Annotated in this window: 8 protein-coding genes; 3 read left to right on the plus strand and 5 right to left on the minus strand. The window is 61.5% G+C overall.

What is annotated here, in order from left to right; translation table 11 throughout:
• Positions 1 to 13: 13 nt before the first annotated feature.
• The 4 genes from AF70_RS00545 to AF70_RS00560 form a co-directional block, all read right to left on the minus strand.
• On the minus strand, positions 14 to 1,684 hold the full coding sequence (locus AF70_RS00545; protein ID WP_019579757.1) for a bifunctional protein-serine/threonine kinase/phosphatase: 1,671 nt from the start codon (positions 1,682 to 1,684) through the stop codon (positions 14 to 16).
• 7 nt (positions 1,685 to 1,691) lie between these two features.
• Positions 1,692 to 2,903: a NarK/NasA family nitrate transporter gene (locus AF70_RS00550; protein ID WP_028941085.1), complete on the minus strand. Its 1,212-nt coding sequence runs from the start codon at positions 2,901 to 2,903 to the stop codon at positions 1,692 to 1,694.
• Between the two features lie 255 nt (positions 2,904 to 3,158).
• Positions 3,159 to 3,734: an ANTAR domain-containing response regulator gene (locus AF70_RS00555; RefSeq protein WP_018925269.1), complete on the minus strand. Its 576-nt coding sequence runs from the start codon at positions 3,732 to 3,734 to the stop codon at positions 3,159 to 3,161.
• 15 nt (positions 3,735 to 3,749) lie between these two features.
• Positions 3,750 to 4,961 (minus strand): CmpA/NrtA family ABC transporter substrate-binding protein, encoded by a 1,212-nt coding sequence (locus AF70_RS00560; RefSeq protein WP_028941086.1) that lies wholly within the window; start codon positions 4,959 to 4,961, stop codon positions 3,750 to 3,752.
• 226 nt (positions 4,962 to 5,187) lie between these two features.
• On the opposite strand from AF70_RS00560, the gene AF70_RS00565 reads away from it, so the two are divergent.
• Positions 5,188 to 6,207, plus strand: a complete 1,020-nt coding sequence (locus AF70_RS00565) for a quinone-dependent dihydroorotate dehydrogenase (RefSeq protein ID WP_026331742.1) — start codon at positions 5,188 to 5,190, stop codon at positions 6,205 to 6,207.
• A 307-nt stretch (positions 6,208 to 6,514) separates the two neighbouring features.
• On the opposite strand, the gene rmf is transcribed toward AF70_RS00565, so the two are convergent.
• A complete protein-coding gene (rmf, locus tag AF70_RS00570) occupies positions 6,515 to 6,730 on the minus strand; it encodes a ribosome modulation factor (protein WP_003223300.1) in 216 nt (71 codons plus the stop codon).
• Between the two features lie 530 nt (positions 6,731 to 7,260).
• Between rmf and rlmKL the strand changes: the two genes are divergently transcribed.
• Both rlmKL and AF70_RS00580 read left to right on the plus strand, forming a co-directional pair.
• Positions 7,261 to 9,531 carry a bifunctional 23S rRNA (guanine(2069)-N(7))-methyltransferase RlmK/23S rRNA (guanine(2445)-N(2))-methyltransferase RlmL gene (gene rlmKL, locus AF70_RS00575; protein WP_019579762.1) on the plus strand — a complete coding sequence of 757 codons (2,271 nt, stop codon included), beginning with the start codon at positions 7,261 to 7,263 and terminating at the stop codon, positions 9,529 to 9,531.
• A gap of 143 nt (positions 9,532 to 9,674) precedes the next feature.
• The gene (locus AF70_RS00580; RefSeq protein WP_028941087.1) at positions 9,675 to 12,065 is read left to right on the plus strand and encodes a diguanylate cyclase; all 2,391 of its coding nucleotides are present in this window, start codon (positions 9,675 to 9,677) and stop codon (positions 12,063 to 12,065) included.
• Positions 12,066 to 12,104: the final 39 nt, after the last annotated feature.

The following is a 12,104-nucleotide window of genomic DNA, read 5'->3' on the forward strand; positions in this document are numbered from 1 at the left end:
ATCTTTTGATCTTTTAACCGTGAAACAGCAAAAACATCAGCACCAGGTTCACCAGCAACGACACCAGTGCCAACGTCCGCCAAACCTTCAACGGCTCGCGCTCCAGCAACGGTCTGGGTCGCACGCTCAAACTGCGTCGTTCCCCTTGTTCCAACACCAGCAACCATTCTTCTGCCGTTTCAAAGCGCTGATCCGGGGCTACCGCCACCGCGCGCTCCAGACTCTGCGCGATCCATTCCGGCAGGTCGGGTCGGTAGCGACTGGCGCTGACCGGCACGCCAAACCGTGGGCGCTGGAACGCTTCGATTTCGCCGTAGGGATAATGCCCGGTGAGCAGGTAATACAAGGTCACGCCGACGGCATACAGATCCTGTTGTGGTGTCGGCGGGTCGCCGCGAAACGCTTCCGGCGCGATATAGCTGGGCGTTCCAGGCAGGGCGAAGGCTTGATCTTCGGACAGCCCCGGACAGTAGGCGAGGCCGAAATCCAGCAGGCGCAACTCGCCGTCGTCCCCCAGCAGCAGGTTCTCCGGTTTGATATCGCGATGCAGAATCTGCCGTCGATGCAGGATGCCGACAGCCCGCAGCAAGCGTTCGGCCAGGTCCTGCCATTGCGCCAGTGGCAGCGTTGTGACGCGTTCATGCAACTCAGCCAGGGTCGACCCGGAATATTCACGCATCACGTAATACAAATGCTGACGCTGACTGGCGGCATGGACTTCAGGGAAATGCCGACCGGCCACGCGCTTGAGAAACCATTCCTCCGACAACAATGCCTGCCCGGCCTGGTGATCGTCACGCAGAGCAGCGGGCAAGGTTTTCAGCAACCAGCGCTGTTGTTGTGCATCGCGCACCCGGTAGAGCAGCGATTGCTGGCTCTGGCCGAGAATCCCTTCGACCTGCCAGCCTTCGAAGGTCTGGCCCGGTTTCAGTGCAGGCGGCAGAGGCCATTGCTGCAGGTGAATCAGTGCATCGCCAATGCTGGTTTCGCCAAGGGCATCGACCCGCACCAGCAGGGCGCTGGCATTGTCCTGACTGCCGGCCAGGTGCGCGGCGCTGACCAAGGTCTGCGCGGCACTGTTGAGGTCAGGTTGATCGCGCAGAATCGCCGCGATGGCGGTGTCGCCCAGCACGGCCCAGATGCCGTCGCTGAGCAGCACGAAACTCTCGTTCAGGCGCAATTCGCCGTCCAGAAAGTCCAGCACCAGATGTTGATCCAGCCCCAGGGCCCGCTTGAGCACATGCTGCATGCCCGGCTGGTCCCAGACGTGATCCTCGCTCACCCGTTGCAAGGTGTCGGCGTGCCAGCGGTAAACCCGGCAATCGCCGACATGCGCCAAAGTGAAACGCCTGCCGCGCATCACCAAGGCACTGACCGTGGTCAGCAGCGGTTGCCCGCCGCCGTTGGCCTGCAACCAGCGGTTTTGCGCCAGCAGCAGGCGATCCAGCGCCTGGGCGACACCCCAGGTTTCCGGTGTGGCGTAATAATCCAGCGCCAAAGCCTGCAAGGTCGAACGGGCCGCGAGACCGCCGTCGGCGCATTGGCTGACGCCGTCGGCGATGGCGAACAGGTAACCCTTGCTCGCCGCCAGTGCCGGGGCCGGAGTGACCAGGCGCAGAGCGTCCTGGTTCTCTTCGCGAGGCCCGATGGCGCTGGCTTCGGCAAAACTCAGTTGCAGGCTCATTCAATCCTCACACGCGAGCAGCGGTGACGGCTGCCGAACCCCAAGTGGTTCTCCAGCGACGTTTCACCCCGTGCAGACCGAACCAGGCGAGTACGCCGAGGCTGGCGAACAACCACAAGGCCATTTGATAGCTGCCGGTACTTTGCTTGATCGCGCCCATGCCGGCCGCCAGTGCGAAGCCACCGATGCCGCCGGCCATGCCGATCAAACCGGTCATCACACCAATCTCCCGACGAAAACGCTGCGGCACCAACTGGAACACGGCACCGTTACCTGCACCTAAACCGAGCATAGTGCAGACGAAAAGCGCCAACGCTGCGTAGGAACTCGGCAGATTGAAACCCACTGTCGCAATGCAGATCGCTGCCACGGTGTACATCACCAACAGGGTGCGAATCCCGCCGAAGCGATCCGCCAGCGCGCCGCCCAGCGGACGCATCAGGCTGCCACCGAACACGCAAGCAGCGGTGTAGTAACCGGCGGTCACCGGGCTAAGGCCGTACTGGTCGTTGAAGTAGCCGGGCAGGGCGCTGGCCAGGCCGATGAAGCCGCCGAAGGTCACGCTGTAGAAAAACATGAACCACCAGCTGTCGCGGTCACCCAGGGCCTTGAGGTAGTCGGCCATGGACTTGGCTTTCGGCCGCTCAGGGGCATTCTTGGCCAGCCAGGCGAAGACGATCAGGGTCAGGATCAACGGGATCAGGGCGAAGCCGAACACGTTGCTCCAGCCAAACGCGGCGGCCAGCACCGGGGCGATCAGGGCGGCCAGCACGGTGCCCGAGTTACCGGCACCGGCGATGCCCATGGCTTTGCCTTGGTGCTGCGGCGGATACCATTGCGAGGCCAGTGGCAGGGCGACGGCGAAGGATGCACCGGCCATGCCGAGGAACAGGCCCAGCAACAGCGCTTGCTCGTAACTGTGGATGCCGACTTTCCAGGCAACGAGCAGGGCGCTGATAACGATTATCTGGCCGATGATCCCGGCGGTTTTTGGCGACAGGCGATCAGCCAGCAGGCCCATCGCAAAGCGCAATACGGCGCCGGCCAGAATCGGCGTGGCCACTACCAGCCCGCGCTGTTGGGTGGTCAGGTGCAGGTCAGCGGCGATCTGCACCGCCAGAGGGCCGAGCAGGTACCAGACCATGAAGCTCAGATCGAAATAGAGGAAGGCTGCGAACAGTGTCGGGGTATGGCCGGATTTCCAGAAGCTTGAATTCATCGCGCACCTCAGCTGTCAGGCGTATCAAGAAGGAGTCATGAGCTTGCAGGTGGGGCGCCGCAACGGCCGCACCACCAGCCCCGGTCTCTGGGGCCAAAACGGAAAAACGCCGCTACCTGATTCGCAAAAGGGGGCGAATGAGGTGAGCGACGTCTTTGTCGTAGGTGGGGCAACCGCCGTTGGTTACCTTGCAGGGATTACTTAGCGAGATCTGTGCCAACACGTGAGATCGAGGCTTGCCCGCGATAGCGTCCTTCAGCCAAGCAACTCACTCATGGCAATGATTTGCTCCGCCACCTGTATCAGTTTTTGCTGGCGGCTCATGGCCTGGCGGCGCATCAGGGTGTAGGCCTCTTCTTCGTTGCAGTCCTTCATCTTCATCAGCAGCCCCTTGGCCAGCTCAATGCGCTTGCGCTCGGCCAGTTGCTGGTCGCGGGCGTGCAGTTGGGCGCGCAGGGCCTGGTCGCTTTCAAAGCGCGCCATGGCCACATCGAGAATCGGCTGCAAGCGTTGTGCGTGAATACCTTCAACGATGTAGGCACTGACGCCGGACTTGATTGCCTGGCGCATTACGCCGGGGTCGTGCTCGTCGGTGAACATCACGATTGGCCGTGGTTGGTCGCGGGTCACCAGCACCACTTGCTCCATCACATCGCGGCTCGGTGACTCGGTATCGATCAGGATCACGTCCGGACGCACCGTTTCGACGCGCGCGGGCAGGTCGATGGTCAGGCCAGACTCGTCGATGACCTCGAACCCGGCTTCGGTCAGAGCCGCCTTCAGACGCCCGACTTTTTTTGCGGTGTCATTGATCAGCAGGATACGCAACATATTCGTAGGCTCCTGTCAGCGGCTGGCGAGAAGGGGGGCGTTGTCGCTCATGGCGTGCAGCGTAAAACTGCGGGCATAGCCGGCCGGGTCCGAACCGTCCCAGATCTTGCCGTCGATCAGTTGGCTGCTGCGCATTTCCTGAGTCCGGGCGGGCACGCCGACAGCGGTGGCGGCCTCACGGTATAAGTCTAGTTGCTGGACTTGGCGGGCCACGCCGAGGTAATCCGGGTCGTCACGCAGCAAACCCCAGCGACGGAACTGGGTCATGAACCACATGCCGTCGGACAAGTACGGCAGATTGACCTCGCCGCCACCGTGGAAACGCATCGCGTGCGGGTCTTGCCAGCGATTGCCCAAGCCGTCGGCGTAGTCACCGAGCAAGCGCGGTTCGATGCAATCGAGCGGGGCATCGAGGTATTCGGGGGCGCTCAACAGTTGCGCGGTGCTGCGGCGATTTTCGCGGCTGGCTTCGATGAAGCGGCTGGCCTCGAGGATCGCCATCACCAAGGCCCGGGCGGTATTGGGGTATTGCTCGACGAAGGCGCGGGTGCAGCCGAGGACTTTTTCCGGGTGGTCGGGCCAGATGGTCTGGGTGGTGGCCATGGTGAAACCGAGATTCTGTTGCACCGCACTGGCAGCCCACGGTTCGCCGACGCAGAAACCGTCGATGCGCCCGGCTTGCAGGTGCGCGATCATTTGCGGCGGGGGGACGACCACGCTGTCGACATCCTGCAACGGATGAATGCCCTGGCTCGCCAGCCAGTAATACAGCCACATGGCGTGGGTGCCCGTGGGAAATGTCTGGGCGAAGGTCAGTTTTGGGCGACTTTGGTGCACGTGATGGTCCAGTGCTTCAGGACTGGTCACGCCCAGGGCTTGCAAACCGTGGGAGAGGTTGATGCTCTGGCCGTTCTGGTTCAGGCCCATGAGCACGGCCATATCGGTGGAGGCTACGCCGCCGATGCCCAGATGCACGGCGTAAATCAGGCCGTACAGGCTGTGGGCGGCGTCGAGTTCGCCGCTGACCAGTTTGTCTCGCAGGTTGGCCCAGGACGACTGGCGCTTGAGGTTCAGGGTCAGGCCGTAAGGCTGGGCGAAGCCCTGGGTGGCGGCGACCACCACTGAGGCGCAGTCGCTCAGAGCCATGAAGCCAAGGTTGATTTCGGTTTTTTCCGGGGCATCGCTGCCGTTGACCCAGGCCAGTGGGCCGGCTGATGGTTCATTCATCGATTTGCACCTTCCAAAAAAAACGTCGCCCCATGGCCTCTGCGCGAGCAGAGCCGGTGACGACGCCATTGTCCTGCCACTCATTCCGTCGTTGGCATGAGTGCTGATGACCATGTTGGTGCAAGGCATATGCCATCGCTGGCTGATTTTGTCGTGCGCCTCGCCTGTGGACTCGATGCGCGGCTATAATCGCCGCCTCTCATCGCCACCCGAGTCAAGCCTGCCCATGTACACCCTGGCCCGTCAGCTGCTGTTCAAACTTTCCCCGGAAACCTCCCACGATCTGTCCCTGGACCTGATCGGCGCGGGCGGGCGTTTGGGCCTCAACGGCTTGCTGTGCAAGGCACCGGCGAAAATGCCGGTGACGGTCATGGGCCTGGAGTTCCCGAACCCGGTGGGTCTGGCGGCCGGTCTGGACAAGAACGGCGCGGCGATCGACGGATTTGCCCAACTGGGTTTCGGTTTCGTCGAAATCGGCACCATCACCCCGCGCCCGCAACCGGGTAATCCGAAACCACGGATTTTCCGCTTGCCGCAAGCCGAGGCGATCATCAACCGCATGGGTTTCAACAACCTTGGCGTCGATCACTTGCTCGCTCGCGTGGCCGCGGCCAAGTACAAGGGCGTGCTGGGTATCAACATCGGCAAGAACTTCGATACGCCGGTTGAACGTGCGGTCGACGATTACCTGATCTGCCTGGACAAGGTTTACGCCCACGCCAGCTACGTGACCGTCAACGTCAGCTCACCGAATACGCCGGGCCTGCGCAGCCTGCAATTCGGCGACTCGCTCAAGCAATTGCTCGCCGACCTGGCCACGCGCCGGGCGGAATTGGCCCTGCGCCACGGCAAACATGTGCCGCTGGCGATCAAGATCGCACCGGACATGAGCGATGAAGAAACCGCGCAGGTGGCCCAGGCACTGATCGAAACCGGGATGGATGCGGTGATCGCCACCAACACCACCCTGAGCCGCGTCGGTGTCGAAGGCCTGGAGCACGGTGACGAGGCGGGCGGTTTGTCTGGCGCACCGGTTCGCGACAAGAGCACCCACACCGTGAAGGTGCTGGCGGCAGAACTGGCCGGTCGCTTGCCGATCATCGCCGTGGGCGGTATCACCGAAGGCAAGCACGCAGCTGAGAAAATCACCGCGGGTGCGAGCCTGGTGCAGATTTACTCCGGCTTCATCTACAAAGGCCCGGCGTTGATTCGTGAGTCGGTAGACGCCATCGCCGCGCTGCGCTGAAGGCAGTGTAGGGACCTTGTGCTGAGGGCTTTTGTGGCGAGGGGGCTTGCCCCCGTTCGGCTGCGAAGCAGTCGTAAACCCTGTGTCCGTGTTCTCTCTGATTCACCGCGTTGCCTGGTTTTGGGGCCGCTTCGCAGCCCAACGGGGGCAAGCCCCCTCGCCACAATGGTTTCTTCGCTGAATTTGGAGCAGGCATAAAAAAGGGCTCCCCGAAGGAGCCCCTGGGCCGAAGCCCGCCGTCCGGATAGGACGTGCGTGGTTAAGTCGTAGCGTAATCAGATTGTCGTGTCGGAGTGTGTGCCCTGTATTAGCCGACGGCGTGAAGTTCGTTGAGTCTGTGGATTCCCGCAGTGCCGGTCATACCGTCCCAATTGTCGCCGCGTCCTTCTCGCCAGCCATTGATCCAGGCTTGGCGTACCGACGGTAGAGTAAAAGGGCAAAGCTCACGGGATTTACCACCAACGCCATATTGATATCCGCGCAAAAATGCTCTTTCCAACGGATCACGCTTAAGTCTTCTCATAGGGTGTTTCCCTCACTTGTTGACTGTATGTATCGCGTCGACCTCAATCGAGGTCAGGCAGAAAAATTCTGCCGTTGGTGGCTCGCTGCCGGCGTCGCGAGCCAAGGTGTTGACGCCGTTGCGACGTCAACCTGAGTTGAGTTCTAACCAATGCGTCACATCGAGGGAATGACCGTTTTGTCATAAGAACGTAACCATAAAGATGCTATGGCCATAAGTAACACGATATTTGTGCCGTGTTGATTGGCCAAAGCCCGGTATGATCGGCCCTCCGCTGGATGCTGGGGGTTGTGCCTTAACGAGAATGACACCCGTTGCTCTTGGGTATTATTCGACGAAGGGTCGACTTATGACATTTTGTTTCATCAACTTTTTTATCTGCCCTGGCATCTAAGCTCTTTTAACCCGAGCAGTCAGGGTGGGACGGCACACCTTCGTGCCACGCGGGCGTTCTGTTAGAAAAACGCCTGATTGAAAACCGGATCGGCAACGCGTTGCCGGTTCACTTAGCTAAAGGCTCTGGAATTACCATGTCCGATCGTTTCGAACTCTTCCTCACTTGCCCCAAAGGCCTTGAAGGTCTGCTCATCGAGGAAGCCGTCGGGCTTGGCCTTGAGGAAGCACGCGAGCACACCTCGGCTGTGCGCGGCATGGCCACCATGGAAACCGCTTATCGCTTGTGCCTGTGGTCGCGTCTGGCGAACCGGGTGCTGTTGGTGCTCAAGCGCTTCCCGATGAAGGACGCCGAAGACCTCTATCACGGCGTGCTGGATATCGATTGGCAAGACCACATGCTCAACGACGGCACCCTGGCCGTCGAATTCAGCGGTCACGGCTCTGGCATCGACAACACGCACTTTGGCGCCTTGAAGGTCAAGGATGCCATCGTCGACAAACTGCGCACCCCGCAAGGCGATCGTCCGTCCATCGACAAGCTCAACCCGGACCTGCGCGTTCACCTGCGTCTGGACCGTGGCGAAGCCATCCTGTCCCTCGACCTGTCCGGGCACAGCCTGCACCAGCGCGGTTATCGCTTGCAGCAAGGCGCGGCGCCGTTGAAGGAAAACCTCGCGGCAGCGATTCTGATCCGTGCCGGCTGGCCGCGCATTGCCGCCGATGGTGGCGCGCTGGCTGACCCGATGTGCGGTGTCGGCACGTTCCTGGTGGAAGCCGCCATGATCGCCGCCGACATGGCACCGAACCTGCGCCGCGAGCAGTGGGGCTTCACCGCCTGGCTCGGGCACGTGCCGGCGTTGTGGAAAAAGCTCCACGAAGAGGCCACCGAACGCGCCGCGGCCGGCCTGGCCAAGCCACCGCTGTGGATTCGTGGTTACGAAGCCGACCCACGCCTGATTCAACCGGGCCGCAACAACGTCGAGCGTGCCGGCCTGAGCGAGTGGATCAAGATCTACCAGGGCGAAGTGGCAACGTTCGAGCCGCGTCCGGACCAGAACCAGAAAGGCCTGGTGATCTGCAACCCTCCGTATGGCGAGCGTCTGGGCGATGAGGCGAGCCTGCTCTACCTCTACCAGAACCTCGGCGAGCGTCTGCGTCAGGCGTGCTTGAACTGGGAGGCGGCGGTGTTCACCGGCGCCCCGGACCTGGGCAAGCGCATGGGCATCCGCAGCCACAAACAGTATTCGTTCTGGAACGGCGCATTGCCGTGCAAATTGCTGCTGATCAAGGTCACGCCAGACCAGTTTGTCACCGGCGAGCGTCGCACCCCGGAACAGCGTCAGGCCGAGCGTGAACAGGCGGCCTATGATGAAGCACCGAGTGAGCCGCAAGAGCGCAAGTACAACAAGAACGGCAATCCGATCAAACCGGCTCCGGCACCCGCCCCGGTGATCGAGCAGCCGCGCCTGAGTGAAGGCGGGCAGATGTTTGCCAATCGTCTGCAAAAGAACGTCAAGGCGCTGGGCAAGTGGGTCAAGCGTGAAGGCATCGACTGCTACCGCGTCTACGATGCCGACATGCCGGAATATTCCATGGCCATCGACCTGTATCACGACTGGGTCCACGTTCAGGAATACGCCGCGCCGAAATCCATCGATCCGGAAAAAGCCTCGGCGCGGATGTTCGATGCCCTGGCCGCAATCCCGCAGGCGTTGAACATCGACAAGAGCCGCGTGGTGGTCAAGCGTCGCGAACGTCAGAGCGGCACCAAGCAGTACGAACGCCAGAGCGCCCAGGGCAAGTTCAACGAGGTCAACGAAGGCGGCGTGAAGCTGCTGGTGAACCTCACTGACTACCTCGATACCGGGCTGTTCCTCGACCACCGGCCGATGCGCATGCGGATTCAGAAAGAGGCGGCCGGCAAACGCTTCCTCAACCTGTATTGCTACACCGCGACTGCCAGCGTGCATGCGGCCAAGGGCGGTGCGCGCAGCACCACCAGCGTCGACCTGTCGAAAACCTACCTGGATTGGGCGCGTCGCAACCTGTCGCTGAACGGTTTCTCTGACAAGAACCGTCTGGAGCAGGGCGATGTGATGGCTTGGCTCGACGCCTGCCGTGACGAGTACGACTTGATCTTCATCGATCCGCCGACCTTCTCCAACTCCAAGCGCATGGAAGGGATCTTCGACGTGCAGCGTGATCAGGTGCAGTTGATCGACCTGGCGATGGCGCGTCTCGCGCCGGGCGGGGTGTTGTACTTCTCCAACAACTTCCGCAAGTTCCAGCTCGAGGAAAACCTCACCGAGCGTTATGCCGTTGAAGAAATCACGGCCCAGACCATCGATCCGGATTTCGCCCGTAATGGCAAGATCCACCGTGCCTGGAAGATCACTGCTCGCTGACACTTGAGCCTGATTGGATCCACAGAGCCTTGATTTTTAAAGGCTCTTTGGTTCTTTCAGTGCTGGTCAAATTAGTGGCTAATAGCTATAACTCAACTCATGGCCAATGGGCTTTCCGGCACCTGGCGTTATGAGTTGCGTTTATGTCGTTACACGCCGTGCGCCCCAAGATCCTGGGTTTTATCAGCGAAGATGTCTCGGCCTGGCTGGTCGCGCTGCTGGTATTGCTCGTCGGCGGGATTCTTACGGGGTTACTGGCCTGGGCCACGCTCAATCAGTTTCATCAGCAAATGCGGCAACGTTTCCAACTGCTCGCCAGTGAACGCTACAGCCGTATCGAAGAACGTTTCGAAGATCAGGAGCAGCGCCTCGATGGCCTGCGCCGGTTCTTTGCCAATTCCGAGTCGGTGTCCCGCGAGGAATTCGACGGTTACGCCAAACCTCTTCTGCGGCGCACCCAAGCCTATTCCTGGGCACCACGGGTTTCCCGCGCCGAACGCCCCTTGCTTGAACGCTTCGTGCATGACGAAGGCTTGAGCAATTTCACCTTTCGCGAACTCACCGCCGACGGCCAGTTGCAACCGGCCGCGGAACGGGACGAGTACGTGCCGGTGCTCTATACCCAAACCCAGAGCCGACTGCCCACGCCGCTGGGTTACGACCTGCTGGCTCAGCCCCTGCGCCGTTCGACCCTGGAGCGTGCCGATCGAACTGGCCGCATGGCTGTCTCGCAACCATTGCATCTGGTAGGCATTGAGCCTGCCTATTCACGGGGGGTGTTGCTGGTGGCCCCCGTCAGCCGTCAGCACCTGCCGGACACCACGCCCGTCGGGTATGTGATGGCGGTGATCAGCATGCGCCAGCTGCTGGCGGACGGGCTGCCGGAAGAGAATCATGATTCTCTCTCGGTGCGCATTCTCGACTTGTCCACCGATGACCAACACGAAGTGCTGTACGAGTCGACCAACCCGGCGGGGGCCAGTGACTTGTCCTCCACGCGCTTGCTGCGCCTGGCCGACCACGATTATCAAGTGGATATGCGCCCCAGTGCTGCGTTCCTGCAAGCCAACCATTCCTCAGTGACCAGCCAGGTGGTGCTGGGTGGTTTACTCAGCTTGTTGCTCAGTGTGTTTCTCTATGTGTTGGTCAGCCAGCGGCAACGGGCGCTGAAAATGGTCGAGCAACGGACCGAGGAACTGCACGCCCGTGAGCAAGAGCTGCGCGGCACGCATGGCCAATTGCGCGGCGTGCTGGATGCTGCGACTCAGGTGGCGATTATCGCCACCGACCTGCGCGGGATCGTCAGCACTTTCAACGCCGGTGCCGAGCACATGCTCGGTTACTCCAGTGCGCAGGCCGTGGGCCACATGACCCTGGAAAACCTGCACCTGCCCCGGGAGCTCGAGGCGCGGTCGGCGGAGTTGAGCGCGCGCTATGGCAAGCCGATTCCGACCTGTCAGGCCATGTTGGTCGAAGGCGGGGAAGAGGGCGGTCACGAAGCTCGGGAGTGGACGCTGGTGCGCCGCGACGGCAGCCATTTGACGGTGAACATGCTGGCGACCCCCGTTCTCGACGAGCAGGGTTTGTGGGTCGGGCACTTGGCGATCTGTATCGACATCACCGAGCGCAAGCGCGTCCACGAGGCCCTGGCGGCGCGGGACTTGTTGTTGAAGAAACTCAGCGCCCATGTGCCCGGCGGGATTTACCAGTTCAAGATGGAGTTCGATGGGCGCTTCAGCGTGATCTATGCCAGCGACGGGATGCGCGAGATCTACGAACTCGAACTGGAGGTACTGTTGAGCAATGCCGAAGCGGTGTTCTCGCGGATTCATCCTCAGGACTCGCGCCGGGTCCGCGCATCGATCCAGGTGTCGGCGGACAACCTCAGCCCCTGGCGCGAAGAGTATCGCGTGCTATTGCCCGAGCGTGGCCTGCGCTGGGTCCGCGGCGAAGCGACGCCGGAGGAGCTGCCCGGTGGCGGTGTGCTGTGGCATGGCTACATTTCGGACATTTCCGACCTCAAGCGGGTGGAAGAGGAGTTGCGCGCACTGTCGGTGACCGACTCCCTGACCGGGATCCACAACCGCCGCTACTTTCAGGAGCGCCTGACCACAGAAATGGCCCGGGTCGAGCGCGGTGGTGGCGAGTTGTCGGTGATCATGCTCGACATCGACCACTTCAAACGCATCAATGACCAGCACGGCCATGCCGTGGGCGATCGGGTATTGCAGGCGGTGTGTGAGCGTATTGGCCGTCGCCTGCGGCGCACCGATGTGTTCTGTCGCCTGGGGGGCGAAGAGTTCATGGTGCTCTGTCCGGACATCGACGGCGAGCAGGCTCATGTGCTGGCCTTGGAACTGTGGCAAGGGTTGCGCAGTTCGCCGATCGACGAGGTGGGGATCGTTACCGCGAGTTTCGGGATTGCCAGCTGGCGGGCCGGGGAAGGCGCGGATGCGTTGCTGTTGCGGGCGGATTCGGGGGTTTACGCGGCGAAGCAGGCGGGAAGGGATCGGGTTGAGGGGCAGATGAGCTAGGTCTGCATACAGACCGTGTTGGAGATTCTATGTTGCAGG

Origin of the sequence: Pseudomonas sp. KD5 (assembly GCF_012932895.1) — a bacterium.
Taxonomy (GTDB): Bacteria; Pseudomonadota; Gammaproteobacteria; order Pseudomonadales; family Pseudomonadaceae; genus Aquipseudomonas.

What these genes read in the sequence shown, in the direction of transcription:
- AF70_RS00545 (WP_019579757.1), bottom strand. Translation starts at nt 1,684, where the DNA reads ATGAGCCTGCAACTGAGTTTTGCCGAAGCCAGCGCCATCGGGCCTCGC.
- rmf (WP_003223300.1), bottom strand. Translation starts at nt 6,730, where the DNA reads ATGAGAAGACTTAAGCGTGATCCGTTGGAAAGAGCATTTTTGCGCGGA.
- AF70_RS00560 (WP_028941086.1), bottom strand. Translation starts at nt 4,961, where the DNA reads ATGAATGAACCATCAGCCGGCCCACTGGCCTGGGTCAACGGCAGCGAT.
- rlmKL (WP_019579762.1), top strand. Translation starts at nt 7,261, where the DNA reads ATGTCCGATCGTTTCGAACTCTTCCTCACTTGCCCCAAAGGCCTTGAA.
- AF70_RS00555 (WP_018925269.1), bottom strand. Translation starts at nt 3,734, where the DNA reads ATGTTGCGTATCCTGCTGATCAATGACACCGCAAAAAAAGTCGGGCGT.
- AF70_RS00565 (WP_026331742.1), top strand. Translation starts at nt 5,188, where the DNA reads ATGTACACCCTGGCCCGTCAGCTGCTGTTCAAACTTTCCCCGGAAACC.
- AF70_RS00580 (WP_028941087.1), top strand. Translation starts at nt 9,675, where the DNA reads ATGTCGTTACACGCCGTGCGCCCCAAGATCCTGGGTTTTATCAGCGAA.
- AF70_RS00550 (WP_028941085.1), bottom strand. Translation starts at nt 2,903, where the DNA reads ATGAATTCAAGCTTCTGGAAATCCGGCCATACCCCGACACTGTTCGCA.